Source organism: Pseudomonas sp. B5(2017) (assembly GCF_002112825.1).
GTDB classification, from domain to species: domain Bacteria; phylum Pseudomonadota; class Gammaproteobacteria; order Pseudomonadales; family Pseudomonadaceae; genus Aquipseudomonas; species Aquipseudomonas putida_Z.
Map to the genome: position 1 here is coordinate 95,211 of NZ_NEIR01000018.1, position 12,815 is coordinate 108,025.

A 12,815-nucleotide genomic window follows, 5' to 3' on the forward strand; every position below is an offset into this window, starting at 1 on the left:
GCATGCTTCGAGCACCCTGGCTTGTCACCCTGACCGCCGCCGCACTTCTGCCCCTGCTGGCACAGGCGGCGGCCGAACAGCAGTTTCGCAGTGAAGAAGGCACCTTGACCGTCAGCACCCTGGCCGACGGCCTGCGCAACCCCTGGGCCCTGGCGTTCCTGCCGGGCGGCAAGGACATGCTGGTCACCGAGCGCGCCGGCAACTTGCGGGTGGTCAATGCCGAAGGCAAGGTCGGCCCGCCGATCAGCGGTGTGCCCAAGGTCTGGGCCGAGGGCCAGGGCGGCCTGCTGGATGTGGTGCTGTCGCCGGAGTTCGCCAAGGACCGCACCGTCTACCTGTCCTACGCCGAAGAGGGCAGTGACGGCAAGGCCGGTACGGCGGTCGGCCGTGGCCAGTTGTCCCAGGACCGCGTCCGGCTGGAAAACTTCAACGTTATCTTCCGCCAGCAGCCCAAGCTGTCGGAGGGCAACCACTTCGGCTCGCGCCTGGTGTTCGACCGCGACGGCTACCTGTTCATCGCCCTTGGCGAGAACAACCAGCGCCCGACCACCCAGGACCTGGACAAGCTGCAAGGCAAGATCGTGCGTATCTTGCCGGACGGCGAAGTGCCCAGGGACAACCCCTTCGTCGGCAAGGACAACGTGCGGCCGGAGATCTGGTCGTTCGGCCACCGCAACCAGCAAGGCGCCGCACTCAACCCGTGGACCGGCAAGCTGTGGACCCACGAGCACGGCCCGCGCGGCGGCGACGAGATCAACATTCCCGAGCCTGGCAAGAACTATGGCTGGCCGATTGCGACCCACGGCATCAACTATTCGCTGCTGCCGATTCCCGAGGCCAAGGGCAAGCATGTGCAGGGCATGGTCGACCCGCACCATGTATGGGAGAAGTCGCCGGGTATCAGCGGCATGGCCTTCTACGACAGCTCTAGGTTCAAGGCCTGGGATCACAACCTGTTCATTGGCGCGCTGGCTACCCAGGAGCTGATCCGCCTGCAACTGGATGGCGACAAGGTGGTGCATGAAGAGCGTTTGCTGGGTGAGCTGAAGGCGCGTATCCGCGATGTGCGGGTGGGGCCGGATGGCTACCTGTATGTGCTGACCGATGACAAGGACGGCGCGTTGCTCAAGGTAGGCCTGGGCGACGGCACCTGACGCAGTACAGTACTTGTGGGAGCGGCCTTGTGTCGCGAAAGGGCCGCAGAGCGGCCCCAGGATTTTCGCGTCACGACGAATATTGCTGGGGCCGCTGCGCGGCCCTTTCGCGACACAAGGCCGCTCCCACAAGGTATGTGTAGAATGCCGCATGGCTATCGATCCCCATTCCCTCTACCAGCAGGCCCTGACCACCCAGGGCTATGTCGCCGACCCCGCCCAGGCCCGCGCCGTCGAGGCCTTGCAGGCCTGTTTCCAGGCCGTCGAACAGGGCCGCCCCACCCAGGGTATCTACCTCTGGGGCCCGGTCGGCCGCGGCAAGACCTGGCTGATGGACCAGTTCCACCACTGCCTGCGGGTACCCAGCCGGCGCCAGCACTTCCACCACTTCATGGCCTGGGTCCACCAGCGCCTGTTCCAGCTCAACGGCACCGCCGACCCGCTGCTGGCGCTGGCCGGGGAACTGGCCGGGCAGATTCGCGTGCTGTGCTTCGACGAGCTGTTCGTCAACGACATCGGTGACGCGATCATCCTCGGCCGCCTGTTCCAGATACTGTTCGACCAAGGCGTTGTTATCGTCGCCACCTCCAACCAGCCACCCGAGCAGCTCTACCGCGACGGCTTCAACCGCGAGCGTTTCCTGCCGGCCATCGCCGCCATCCAGCGGCACATGCAGGTACTGCCGGTAGCCGGCGAGCAGGACCACCGCCTGCACCCCGGCGCCGAGCGCCAGCGTTACTGGGTGGCGCAAGCGGGGCAGGCCAGCCAGCTGGGCGAGGTGTTCCGCCAGCTCAGCCCCGGCGACGCAGGCCACGATCAGCCCTTGGCGATCGGCTCCCGGCAGGTGCAGGTGGTGCGGCGCAGCGCGCAGGCCATCTGGTGCCGCTTCACCGACCTGTGCGAACAGCCGCTGGCGGCCATGGAGTTCATGGCCCTGTGCGACCGGTTCCCGGCCATCCTGGTGTCGGGCATTCCGGCGCTGGGGGGTGAACAGCGGGCCGGGCGCATTGCCCGGGGCACCGAGGATGCTGCGGCGCGGGTGGTGGCGGGTGACCGCGAGCTGCCAGCGCTGTCGCCCAAGGACGACGCGGTGCGCCGCTTCATTGCCCTGGTCGACGAATGCTACGACCGCCGGGTGGCGTTGTACCTGGAGGCACAGGTGCCGCTGGATGCCCTCTACACTCAAGGGTATCTGGCGTTCCCGTACCAACGGACCCTGAGCCGGCTACGGGAGATGCAACTGCAACGCTTCGCCTGAAAAGGAGCCGAACCATGGAGCCGCTGTCGCATCATCTGCTGACCCAGGCCTACAACAATGGCTGGGCCAACCACCGTCTGTACAAGGCCTGCCTGCAACTGACCCAGGACGAATTCGTCGCCCCGCGCTGCAGCTTTTTCCCGTCGATCAAGGCCACCCTCAACCACCTGCTGACGGTGGACTGGTTCTACCTGCACATGCTCGAGTGCGAGCAGCGTGGCGAGCAGCCCGACGCCGACGGCGAGCGCTTCTTCGACCCCGAACAGCCGTTTGCCACCTGCACCGACCTGCATGCCGAACAGGCCCAGGCCGATCACCGGCTGATCGCCTATTGCCGCGGCCTGCGCGATGGTGAGCTGGGGCGCTATGTGAGCATCGTGCGCCCCGAGCGGGTACAGCGCGAGCAACGGCTGCGGCTGCTGGCGCACCTGTTCGAGCACCAGGTACATCACCGTGGGCAGGTGCATGCGATGCTCAGTGACACGGCAGTGAGGCCGCCGCAGCTGGATGAGTTTTTCTGCGAGGAAGAGGCGGGGTTGCGGGCGGCGGACTTTGCCGAGCTGGGCTGGACCGAGGAGCAGGTCTGGAAGATGTGACGGGCCAATGGGGCTGCTGCGCAGCCCATCGCCGGCAAGCCAGCTCCCACCTCGACCGCGCTAGGTTCAGAAGCAGGGCAGCTTCCACAGGTGCTGAACAAAGCTTGAGGTTGATGCGGTCAAGGTGGGAGCTGGCTTGCCGGCGATGGGCCGCAAAGCGGCCCCCAAATTAGATCTAGCGCCCTAACCATTCCACCAGCGTGCGGTTGAACCGCACCGGCTCCTCGATCTGCGGCGCATGCCCCATGCCTTCAAAGGTAATCAGCTCACCCTTGGGAATCAGCTTGGCCACCTGCGGCCCCAGCACTGCATACTTGCCCAGCTTCGCTTTCACCTCCGGCGGTGCGATATCACTGCCGATGGCTGTGGTGTCCTGGTCACCGATCAGCAGCAGGGTGGGCATCTGCAGGTCCTTGAACTCGTGGTACACCGGCTGGGTGAAGATCATGTCGTAGATCAGCGCCGAGTTCCACGCCACCGCTTCATGCCCCGGCCCCTTGTTCAGGCCCACCAGCATCTGCACCCAGCGCTCGTACTCCGGCTTCCAGCGCCCGGCGTAGTAGGTCTTGCGCTCATACTCGCGCACGCCTTCGGCATCCAGCTTGAGCTCGCGCGCATACCACTGGTCCACCGTGCGGTAGGGCACGCCCAGGGCTTTCCAGTCTTCCAGTCCGATGGGGTTGACCATCGCCAGGCGCTCCACCTGCTGCGGGTACATCAGCGCATAGCGGGTGGCGAGCATGCCGCCGGTGGAGTGGCCGAGCACGATGCTTTGCTTCACGCCCAGCTGTTCGAGCAGGGCATGGGTGTTGCTCGCCAGCTGCTGGAAACTGTACTGGTAATGCGCCGGCTTGCTGGAGCTGCAGAAGCCGACCTGGTCGGGGGCGATGACCCGGTAGCCAGCCTTGCTCAGGGCATCGATGGTGGTTTCCCAGGTGGCGGCGCAGAAGTTCTTGCCATGCATCAGCACCACGCTGTGGCCGTTGGCCTGGCCCTGGGCAGGCACGTCCATGTAGCCCATCTGCAGGGCCTGGCCCTGGGACTTGAAGTCGAAATGCTTGAGCGGATGCGGGTAGCTGAAGCCCTCCAGCTGGGGGCCGTAGGTGGGCGATTCGGCGGCGATGGCCGGACTGCCGGCGAGGCAGGCCAGGGCCAGGGCGGTTGCGCGCAGCATGGGGGCACTCCGTGTAGGGCCATGTAGGAAGGGGCGACTGTAACAGCCAGTGGACCACGCGGAACGTGAAAGGTGTTACCAGGCGTGAAACCAGCCCAGGGTAATCATCGCCAGCACCCCATAGCGGCCGGCCTTGGCCAGGGTCACCAGCAGCAGGAAGCGCCAGAACGGCTCACGCATGATGCCCGCGATCAGCGTCAGCGGGTCGCCGATCACCGGCATCCAGCTGAGCAGCAGCGACCATTGCCCCCAGCGCTGGTAGCGCTGTTGCGCGCGTTCCAGCTGGGCAGGGCTGAACGGGAACCAGCGCTTGTCACGCAGGTGCTCGATGGCCCGGCCCAGCACCCAGTTGACCACCGAGCCCAGCACATTGCCCAGGGTCGCCACCAGCAGCAGGGTGGCCCAGGCCTCGGGCTGGCGCAGCAAAAGGCCGACCAGCACGGCCTCCGATTGCAGCGGTAGCAGGGTGGCGGCGCCGAAGGCGCTGAGGAACAGCGCCCACAGGCTGAGCATCAGTAGTTGGCGACCACGGTGTCCTTGCCGTCCTGGGTCACGCCGATGACCTGGTAGGCATCCTTGTGGTCACCCATTTCCATGCCGGGCGAGCCCATGGGCATGCCTGGCACGGCCAGGCCCTTGAGGTCGTTGCGTTTGGCCAGCAGGCGCACCTGCTCGGCCGGTACGTGGCCTTCGACGAACTTGCCATCGATCACCCCGGTATGGCACGACGCCAGGCGTGGCGCCACGCCCAGGCGTTGTTTCACCTCGCTCATGTTCGGCTCGACATGGTCGTTGACGGTGAAGCCGTTGTCGCGCAGGTGGCTGATCCAGGCCTTGCAGCAGCCACAGTTGGGGTCGCGGTAGACGTCGATGGTCTCGGCAGCCTGGGCCAGGCCGGTGATGGCCAGCAGGCCCAGGGGCAGCAGGTGTTTACGCAGCATCATGAAGCACTCCTTCAAAAACGTGGGCGGATACCGGCGACCAGGCCTATGCCTTGCACGCGCCCGGTGTCGTTGCGGCCCCAGGGGCGGTCCGATATCCAGCGGTCGGCCAGCAGCATAGCGTAAGCGGCTTCCAGGCGCAGCGCGGCCTGTTGCTGTTCGCCAGCGTTGTCAGGCAGCCAGTCTACCTGTCAGGTAGTGGTTCCGGATGCCGGCCTGTCATCACGCTGGCTAACGTGCGGCACACCTATCTGAGAGCCTGCTGGATCATGACGCTACCACTGGACTGCCTGTTGTACTCCAAGACCAATCTGATCGGCATCGGACCAAACCTGTCCGACGAGGAACGCCAGGACGTGCAAACGTTGCTGGACCATGCCGATGAGTTCGCAAGCCGCTTCCTCGACCGGGACGAGCTATGGAAAAGCTGGTTCGACCGCTTCCGCAATCGCCTGGAGAAACATGGCTGCGTAAGGACGGCCGCCCTGGAGTTGCCGCCCCAGGTCATCAGGGACCATGACGATTTCGATACCAGGCTCGAGCCCATCGGCACAGGCAGCACACCAACGCTGTTGGCCCAACTGGCGCGCGCATCCATGCAGGAACTGCGCATCAGTGCACACGCCAGCAAGTTCCTGCAGTCTGGTTGGCAGAACGACGTCGCCTCATCGTTTCTGATAACACCCTGCCAGAAGGACGAGGAGGGCCAGATCCATCTGGCGGTCTACTCGTTTCGTTTCAACGGCACCGTGGAGATGCGCGACTTCGGGTTCTGGAGCGAGGCCCAGCGTGACATCGTCGTGTGGAACACCGGCACTGCTTACCGTTTTGACGTGGAACGTTTCGCCGCTTTTCGTCAGCAGATTCGTAAGGAATTGGGTGACCGGCGGCTTGGCGCCATTACCAGGATTGAACTCTAGCCACCTCGCTCAAGCTGGCAGGTCACGCATCAGCAGGCCGTATGCCAATGGCACCTGCTCGGGAACAGGAAGGTAGATGGTGTGGCCATCGCCCGGGGCGACCTGCAGCGGTTGCTGCTGGCCATTGCTCATGTGCTCGAGATCGAAGTGGTAGTTGCCGCGTGGGGTCATCAGTTCCAGATGGTCGCCCACGGCGAAGCGGTTCTTCACCTTGACCTCGGCCAGGCCGTCGACGCGCACCCCGGTCAGCTCGCCAACGAACTGCTGGCGCTCGGACACCGAATTGCCGCGCTGGTAGTTCTGGTATTCGTCGTGCACGTGGCGGCGCAGGAAGCCTTCGGTGTAACCGCGCTGGGCCAGGGATTCGAGGTTGTCCATCAGGGAGCGGTCGAATGGCCGCCCGGCCACCGCGTCGTCGATCGCCTGGCGGTACGACTGCACGGCGCGGGCGCAGTAGAAGTGCGACTTGGTGCGGCCTTCGATCTTCAGCGAGTGCACGCCCATGGCGGCCAGGCGCCCGACGTGCTGGATGGCGCGCAGGTCCTTGGCATTCATGATGTAGGTGCCGTGCTCGTCTTCGAACGCCGGCATTTCGGTGCCGGGGCGGTTGCTTTCCTGCAGCAGGAATACCTGCTCGGTCGGTGCACCCAGGCCCAGCGTCGGCTGCACTTCGCGCACGATGTCGCCGGTGGCGTTCTCGGTGGCCGGGGTGGCGTCATACTTCCAGCGGCAAGCGTTGGTGCAGCTGCCCTGGTTGGCATCGCGCTTGTTGAGGTAGCCCGACAGCAGGCAACGGCCGGAGTAGGCCATGCACAGGGCACCATGGACGAACACCTCCAGCTCCATTTCCGGCACCTGCTGGCGGATTTCTTCGATCTCTTCGAGCGACAGCTCGCGCGACAGGATCACCCGGCTCAGGCCCAGTTGCTGCCAGAACTGCACGCTGGCCCAGTTGACCGTGTTGGCCTGCACCGACAGGTGCACCGGCATCTGCGGGAAGTGCTGGCGTACCAGCATGATCAGGCCTGGGTCGGACATGATCAGCGCGTCCGGTGCCATCTCGATCACCGGCGCCAGGTCCTTGAGGAAGGTCTTGAGCTTGGCATTGTGCGGGGCAATGTTGACCACCACGTAAAAACGCTTGCCCAAGGCATGCGCCTCCTGGATGCCCAAGGCCAGGTTGGCATGGTCGAACTCGTTGTTGCGCACCCGCAAGCTGTAGCGTGGCTGGCCGGCGTAGACCGCGTCGGCGCCATAGGCGAAGGCGTAGCGCATGGTCTTGAGGGTGCCGGCGGGGGCCAGCAGTTCGGGCTTGGCGATAGGGGTCATGTGCGCACCGGAGCAAAAGGCGCGGATGCTAGGGCTGGCAGATACGGCCCGTATTGATTTGCATCAAGGGAATGGCGGCACTTTTGCCAAGGTGCGGCGCACTAATAACGCATAAGCCATGCGAGGACCCGCGATGAACCAGACCGCCCTGCAGAACAAAGCCCTGGCAGTACTGCTGGCGCTGGTGACCATTGCCTTCATCTGGATCCTGCTGCCGTACTACGGTGCGATCTTCTGGGCGGTGATACTCGGCATCCTGTTCGCCCCGCTGCAGCGCCACCTGCTGCTGCGTTTCGGCCGAAGGCGCAATCTGGCTGCGGCGGCCACCTTGCTGGTGTGCCTGCTGGTGGCGATCCTGCCGGTAATCATCACCAGCGCGCTGCTGGTGCAGGAGGGAGCCGCCCTGTACCAGCGCATCGAGCACGGGGAGCTGGATATTGCCGGCTATGTCGAGCGCGGCAAGGACATGCTTCCGGCTTTTGCCCAGCGGGGGCTGGACAGCATGGGCATGGGCAATCTCGACGGGCTGCGCGACAAGATCACCAAATGGGCCACCCAAGGCAGCCAGGTGCTGGCCAGCCAGGCGTTCAACTTTGGGCAGGGCACGTTCGAGTTCGTGATCAGCTTCGGCATCATGATGTACCTGTTGTTCTTCTTCCTGCGCGAAGGCGCGGAGGTCGCCCGCCAGGTGCGTCTGGCAGTGCCGCTGCCCGAACACCAGAAACGCCGTTTGCAGCTGAAGTTCAACCGTGTGGTGCGGGCGACGGTAAAAGGCAACGTGCTGGTGGCCATTACCCAGGGGGCGCTGGGTGGTTTCATTTTCTGGGTGCTGGATATACCGAGTGCGCTGGTGTGGGCGGTGCTGATGGCGTTTCTGTCGCTGTTGCCGGCGGTAGGGGCGGGGATCGTGTGGGCGCCGGTGGCGGCGTACTTCCTGCTGACCGGTGCGATTTTGTCGGGGGTGATCCTGACCGCGTTCGGCGTGCTGGTGATCGGCCTGGTGGACAACTTGTTGCGGCCGATCCTGGTGGGCAAGGACACGCGCATGCCGGACTACCTGATTCTGGTGTCGACGCTGGGCGGGCTGGCGGTGTTCGGGCTCAATGGCTTCGTGATCGGGCCATTGATCGCGGCGCTGTTCGTGTCGAGTTGGGCGATCTTCGCGGCAACCAAACCCCGGGTGCAGTTGCCGGAGTAGCACTTGTTCGAGAAAGGCCTGCCGATACGGCGATCCTTGTAGGAGCGGCCTTGTGTCGCGATCGGGCTGCGCAGCAGCCCCAGCAAATTTCGCATTGACGCAGAAACCCTGGGGCTGCTGCGCAGCCCGATCGCGACACAAGGCCGCTCCTACATCTATCGCGCAAACGTTCAGGATGCCTGCGGCATCTCACCCTTGGCCAGGCGCCGGTTGATGTCGGCGATCACTTCTGGCAGTTCGTTGATGGTGTCGATCAGGTAGTGCGGGCGGGAGCCGGCGAACAGGGCGTGGATGCGCTGGCGCTCGCTTTCCAGCTTCTCGGCGCTCAGCGCGCGGTAGCCTTCCCAGGTCAGCCCCAGGGCATTGCCCGAGCACACCAGGGCCACGGTCCACATGCCGGCACGGCGGCCTTCGAGAATGCCCGGCACGGTATCGTCGACCTTCACGCACGCCGCTACATCGTCGATACCCAGCGCGATCACGTTGGCCAGGGCCTGGGCCGGCCATGGGCGGCCGTTCGGGGTTTCGTCGGTAGCCACCACATGGTCGGCCACGTAGCCGTTCTGCGCGGCCAGCTCCACCACCTTGTCCATCACCACCTTCGGGTAGCCCGAGCAAGAGCCGATCTTCAGGCCGTCCTGGCGCAGCCCGGTGAGGGTGTCCAGAGCGCCGGGGATCAGCGCCGAGTGCACGGCGATCTTCTCGATCTGCAGCGGCATGAAGCGGTTGTAGATGGCGGTGACATCATCGTCGGTCGGGGTGCGGCCGAACACCTTGCGGTAGCGCTCGGCAATTTCCGGCACATCGCACAGGGTGCGGATGTGGTCCCACTTGCCCATGCCCATCGGGCCGCGGGCTTCTTCGATGGACACCTGCACATCGAATTCGGCAAAGGCTTCGACAAAGATCTGGGTCGGGGCGAAGGAGCCGAAGTCGACCACGGTGCCGGCCCAGTCAAGGATGGCGGCTTGCAGCTGGGTAGGGTTGCTGTAGTTCATGTGCGCTTGTTCCTGAAATTGGGTGGGCAAAGGGTCAGATGTCCAGCACTTCCATTTCCCGCAGCACCTCGGCCACGGCATTCACGGCGGCCTGCATGCCATCCGCTCCGACCACGCCGATGCAGCCGACACGGAAGGTTTCCACCTGGGTCAGCTTGCCCGGGTAGAGGATGAAGCCCTTGGCCTTGACCCGCTCGTAGAAGTCCTTGAACTGGTAGCGGGGATCGTTCGGTGCGTGGAAGGTGACGATGATCGGCGCCTGGATCTCGGCGGGCAGGAAGCTGCGCAGGCCGATGGCGGCCATGCCGTCGAGCAAAGTCTTGCAGTTGTCGGCATAGCGCCGGTTGCGTGCCGGCAGGCCTCCCTCCTCGTTGTATTGCTGCAGCGCTTCGTGCAGGGCAGCGACCACATGGGTCGGCGGGGTGAAGCGCCACTGGCCGGTCTTGGCCATGTAGGTGTGCTGGTCGTGCAGGTCCATGGCCAGCGAGTGGGCGTTGCCTTCGGCAGCGGCCAGGGCGGTTTTCTCGGCGAACACGAAGCCCATGCCAGGTACCCCTTCCAGGCATTTGCCGGAGGCGGCGATCAGCGCCTCGAAGGGGATGGCGCGGGCGTCGATCGGCAGTGCGCCGAACGAGCTCATGGCGTCGATGATCAGGCGCTTGCCGTGGCCTTTGATCACCTGGGCGATCTCGGGCAGCGGGTTGAGGATGCCGGTACTGGTTTCGCAGTGGATCAGCGCGACGTGGGTGATGGCCGGATCGGCGGCCAGCAGGCGGTCGACGTCGGCGGCGGTGGTCGGCTGGTCTTCGGCGGTTTCGAAGGTGCTGTAGGCACGGCCCAGCACTTTGCAGATCTTCGCCAGGCGCTGGCCATAGGCGCCATTGATCAGCACCAGAACCTTGCCGTCACGCGGCACCAGGGTGCCGATGGCCGCTTCCACGGCGAAGGTACCGCTGCCTTGCAGGGGCACGCAGTGGTGGCTGGCGCTGCCGTCGATGATGGCCAGCAGTTGCTCGCAGACACTGGCAGTCAGTTGGTTGAAGTCGCGGTCCCAGGAGCCCCAGTCCACCAGCATGGCTTGGCGGGTGCGGATTGATGTGGTCAGGGGACCGGGGGTCAGCAGAATCGGGGCGTTGCTCATTCCGTTATTCCTCACAAGCGGTGGGCTGAAACTACGGGGCCTAGGTTGCAATTGGCGTTGCCATCAATCAAATTGTTTGTTGTTATCCGAGCTATAAGTAAGGCCGATAAATATGAACCTGTTCCAGTTGCGTGCCTTCGATGCCGTGGCCCGTGAGGGCAGCTTCACCCGTGCCGCCGCACGCCTGTTCATCAGCCAGCCGGCAGTGACCGGGCACGTGAAGGCGCTGGAGGAGCACTACCAGATCACCTTGCTGCGGCGTACCGCGCGGCGGGTTGAGTTGACCGAAGAGGGCACCCGCCTGGCAGCCATCACCCGCGCCATGTTCGGGCTGGCCGAAGAGGCGCAGGCCATGCTCGAGGCTAATCGCCAATTGCTGACCGGGCGCCTGGAGGTGGCGGCCGATGGCCCGCACCGGGTCATGCCGATGCTGGCGCTGCTGCGCGAGCGCTACCCGGGCATTACCGTCAACCTGCGCTTGGGCAATGCCCAGGAAACTTTGGCGGCATTGCTCAGCGAACATGCCGACGTGGCCGTGCTGACCGAGATCGAGCCGCGCAAAGGCCTGCATTTGCAGAACCTGTGCGAGTCGCGGTTGTGCGCCTTGCTGCCGGCGGGGCATGCCTGGGCCAGCGGCGAAGGTGATTTGCCGCTGGCCGAGCTGCACCAGCAGATCATGGTGTTGCGCGAGCCCAGCTCCACCACCCGGCGCACCTTCGACAAGGCCTGCAGCAAGGCCGCCGTGCAACCTCGGGTGCTGCTGGAGCTGGATAGCCGCGAGGCGGTGACCGAAGCGGTGGCCTCGGAGCTGGGCATTGGCGTGGTGTCGTCCACCGAAGTCGCCAATGACCCGCGGGTAGTGGCGCGCCCGCTGGCCGGTGACGGCCTGGTCAACCAGCACCTGATCGGCTGCCTGGAGCGCCGCCGTGAGCTGCGCCTGATCCAGGCGTTCCTCGGCCTGGCGGCAGGGCTGTGATGGCTGTTTTCAACGGGGCGGCCTAAGATGGCCGGCATTGAGCCGACAGGACCGTCGATGAGCGAGAAAGACACCATTTCCATGCAGCTGGTGCGCGAGGCGCTGTTGCAGACCTGCCCCGCTGGCGAGCCCGATATCGGCTTGCTGGCCCGGGCGGGTATCGCCGTCGAACAGCTGCACCTGCCTGCGGCGCGAGTCAGCGCCGAGTCCTATGCCCGGCTCTGGCGCCTGCTGGCGCGGCGCTGCAACGATGAGTTCTTCGCCATGGACCCGCGCGGTCTGCGCAGCGGCAGCCTGGCGTTCATGTGCCGTGCCAGCATGGGCCAGCCGACCCTGGGCGCTGGCCTGGAAACCGCGCTGGCGTTCCTGTCACTGATGCTTGAAGACCTGCAGCCAAGCCTGGTGCGCCAGCAAGGCCTGGCCGAAATCGTCATCAACGAGCCGCGTGACACACCGCGCCGCGCTTTCACCTATTTCACCTTCTGGATGATCGTGCACGGTGTGACCTGCTGGCTGGCCGGGCGGCGTATCCCGATCCTGGCCATCGATCTGCGCTGTGCCGAGCCGCCGTTCTGCGATGACTACCGGGTGATGTTTTCGGAAAACCTGCAGTTCGAGCGCCCGCGCACGCGCATGATCATCGCTGCCGAATGCCTTGAGCTGCCGCTGCGGCGCAGCGAAGAAGAACTGCAGCGTTTTCTGGCCGAGGCGCCGGGCAACATCCTGGTCAAGTACCGTGACCCGGCCAGCCTCGGGCGGCGCATTCGCACCGACCTGCTGCGCCTGGATCCGGGGCAGTGGCCCGATGGTGACAGCCTGGCGCGGCAGTTGTGCCTGTCGCCCTCTACCCTGCGCCGGCGGCTGGCCGAAGAGGGTCAGAATTACCAGGGGTTGAAGGACAGTGTGCGGCGTGAGCTGGCGATTGCCTGGCTGAGCCAGGAAGACGCAGCCATGAGCGAAATCGCCGAACGCCTGGGCTTTGCCGACAGCAGTTCGTTCTACAAGGCGTTTCGCAAGTGGTTCGGCTGCAACCCCGGGCATTACCGTGCGCTGATCCTCAAGCGCGGCAGTGGCGGCTAGGGGACCACGCCTTCCCGCTGCCGGCCGCCGCCGCTGGCAAGCATCGTGAC

General features: G+C 65.0%; 13 protein-coding genes. 7 read left to right on the forward strand and 6 right to left on the reverse strand.

The features are described 5' to 3' along the window. Positions 1-2: 2 nt before the first annotated feature. The 3 genes from CAG00_RS24225 (at position 3) to CAG00_RS24235 (ending at position 3,008) form a co-directional block, all read left to right on the forward strand. Complete coding sequence (locus CAG00_RS24225) at positions 3-1,154, forward strand: PQQ-dependent sugar dehydrogenase (protein WP_085665509.1); 1,152 nt, start codon at positions 3-5, stop codon at positions 1,152-1,154. A 151-nt stretch (positions 1,155-1,305) separates the two neighbouring features. Then, positions 1,306-2,412: a cell division protein ZapE gene (gene zapE, locus CAG00_RS24230; protein ID WP_085665510.1), complete on the forward strand. Its 1,107-nt coding sequence runs from the start codon at positions 1,306-1,308 to the stop codon at positions 2,410-2,412. Between the two features lie 14 nt (positions 2,413-2,426). After that, positions 2,427-3,008: a DinB family protein gene (locus tag CAG00_RS24235; protein WP_085593228.1), complete on the forward strand. Its 582-nt coding sequence runs from the start codon at positions 2,427-2,429 to the stop codon at positions 3,006-3,008. 175 nt (positions 3,009-3,183) lie between these two features. On the opposite strand, the gene CAG00_RS24240 is transcribed toward CAG00_RS24235, so the two are convergent. From CAG00_RS24240 to CAG00_RS24250, 3 genes are all read right to left on the reverse strand, one after another. Next, positions 3,184-4,182 carry an alpha/beta fold hydrolase gene (locus CAG00_RS24240; RefSeq protein ID WP_085665511.1) on the reverse strand — a complete coding sequence of 333 codons (999 nt, stop codon included), beginning with the start codon at positions 4,180-4,182 and terminating at the stop codon, positions 3,184-3,186. 75 nt (positions 4,183-4,257) lie between these two features. Further along, a complete protein-coding gene (locus CAG00_RS24245; protein ID WP_013971818.1) occupies positions 4,258-4,695 on the reverse strand; it encodes a YqaA family protein in 438 nt (145 codons plus the stop codon). After that, positions 4,695-5,123: a DUF411 domain-containing protein gene (locus CAG00_RS24250; protein WP_015269641.1), complete on the reverse strand. Its 429-nt coding sequence runs from the start codon at positions 5,121-5,123 to the stop codon at positions 4,695-4,697. Before CAG00_RS24250 ends, CAG00_RS24245 begins: the two co-directional genes overlap by 1 nt. Positions 5,124-5,176: 53 nt before the next feature. Between CAG00_RS24250 and CAG00_RS24255 the strand changes: the two genes are divergently transcribed. Further along, the gene (locus CAG00_RS24255) at positions 5,177-6,043 is read left to right on the forward strand and encodes a hypothetical protein (protein WP_238067495.1); all 867 of its coding nucleotides are present in this window, start codon (positions 5,177-5,179) and stop codon (positions 6,041-6,043) included. A 9-nt stretch (positions 6,044-6,052) separates the two neighbouring features. On the opposite strand, the gene yegQ is transcribed toward CAG00_RS24255, so the two are convergent. Further along, positions 6,053-7,372 carry a tRNA 5-hydroxyuridine modification protein YegQ gene (yegQ, locus tag CAG00_RS24260; RefSeq protein WP_025338368.1) on the reverse strand — a complete coding sequence of 440 codons (1,320 nt, stop codon included), beginning with the start codon at positions 7,370-7,372 and terminating at the stop codon, positions 6,053-6,055. A gap of 133 nt (positions 7,373-7,505) precedes the next feature. On the opposite strand from yegQ, the gene CAG00_RS24265 reads away from it, so the two are divergent. Then, positions 7,506-8,570, forward strand: coding sequence for an AI-2E family transporter (locus tag CAG00_RS24265; RefSeq protein WP_025338369.1), 1,065 nt, complete (start codon positions 7,506-7,508; stop codon positions 8,568-8,570). Positions 8,571-8,740: 170 nt separating this feature from the next. Here the strand turns inward: CAG00_RS24265 and phnX are convergent, their stop codons facing one another. Together phnX and CAG00_RS24275 are read right to left on the reverse strand one after the other, a co-directional pair. After that, positions 8,741-9,568 (reverse strand): phosphonoacetaldehyde hydrolase, encoded by an 828-nt coding sequence (gene phnX / locus CAG00_RS24270; RefSeq protein ID WP_025338370.1) that lies wholly within the window; start codon positions 9,566-9,568, stop codon positions 8,741-8,743. Between the two features lie 34 nt (positions 9,569-9,602). Beyond that, complete coding sequence (locus CAG00_RS24275; RefSeq protein WP_085665513.1) at positions 9,603-10,709, reverse strand: 2-aminoethylphosphonate--pyruvate transaminase; 1,107 nt, start codon at positions 10,707-10,709, stop codon at positions 9,603-9,605. 112 nt (positions 10,710-10,821) lie between these two features. Between CAG00_RS24275 and CAG00_RS24280 the strand changes: the two genes are divergently transcribed. Together CAG00_RS24280 and CAG00_RS24285 are read left to right on the forward strand one after the other, a co-directional pair. After that, complete coding sequence (locus tag CAG00_RS24280; protein ID WP_015269648.1) at positions 10,822-11,685, forward strand: LysR substrate-binding domain-containing protein; 864 nt, start codon at positions 10,822-10,824, stop codon at positions 11,683-11,685. A gap of 57 nt (positions 11,686-11,742) precedes the next feature. Beyond that, positions 11,743-12,765 carry an AraC family transcriptional regulator gene (locus CAG00_RS24285; RefSeq protein ID WP_015269649.1) on the forward strand — a complete coding sequence of 341 codons (1,023 nt, stop codon included), beginning with the start codon at positions 11,743-11,745 and terminating at the stop codon, positions 12,763-12,765. Positions 12,766-12,815: the final 50 nt, after the last annotated feature.

Excerpts from the sequence above, each read along its gene's own strand:
- CAG00_RS24225 (WP_085665509.1), top strand. The coding sequence starts at position 3 with ATGCTTCGAGCACCCTGGCTTGTCACCCTGACCGCCGCCGCACTTCTG.
- zapE (WP_085665510.1), top strand. The coding sequence starts at position 1,306 with ATGGCTATCGATCCCCATTCCCTCTACCAGCAGGCCCTGACCACCCAG.
- CAG00_RS24235 (WP_085593228.1), top strand. The coding sequence starts at position 2,427 with ATGGAGCCGCTGTCGCATCATCTGCTGACCCAGGCCTACAACAATGGC.
- CAG00_RS24240 (WP_085665511.1), bottom strand. The coding sequence starts at position 4,182 with ATGCTGCGCGCAACCGCCCTGGCCCTGGCCTGCCTCGCCGGCAGTCCG.
- CAG00_RS24245 (WP_013971818.1), bottom strand. The coding sequence starts at position 4,695 with ATGCTCAGCCTGTGGGCGCTGTTCCTCAGCGCCTTCGGCGCCGCCACC.
- CAG00_RS24250 (WP_015269641.1), bottom strand. The coding sequence starts at position 5,123 with ATGCTGCGTAAACACCTGCTGCCCCTGGGCCTGCTGGCCATCACCGGC.
- yegQ (WP_025338368.1), bottom strand. The coding sequence starts at position 7,372 with ATGACCCCTATCGCCAAGCCCGAACTGCTGGCCCCCGCCGGCACCCTC.
- CAG00_RS24265 (WP_025338369.1), top strand. The coding sequence starts at position 7,506 with ATGAACCAGACCGCCCTGCAGAACAAAGCCCTGGCAGTACTGCTGGCG.
- phnX (WP_025338370.1), bottom strand. The coding sequence starts at position 9,568 with ATGAACTACAGCAACCCTACCCAGCTGCAAGCCGCCATCCTTGACTGG.
- CAG00_RS24275 (WP_085665513.1), bottom strand. The coding sequence starts at position 10,709 with ATGAGCAACGCCCCGATTCTGCTGACCCCCGGTCCCCTGACCACATCA.
- CAG00_RS24280 (WP_015269648.1), top strand. The coding sequence starts at position 10,822 with ATGAACCTGTTCCAGTTGCGTGCCTTCGATGCCGTGGCCCGTGAGGGC.
- CAG00_RS24285 (WP_015269649.1), top strand. The coding sequence starts at position 11,743 with ATGAGCGAGAAAGACACCATTTCCATGCAGCTGGTGCGCGAGGCGCTG.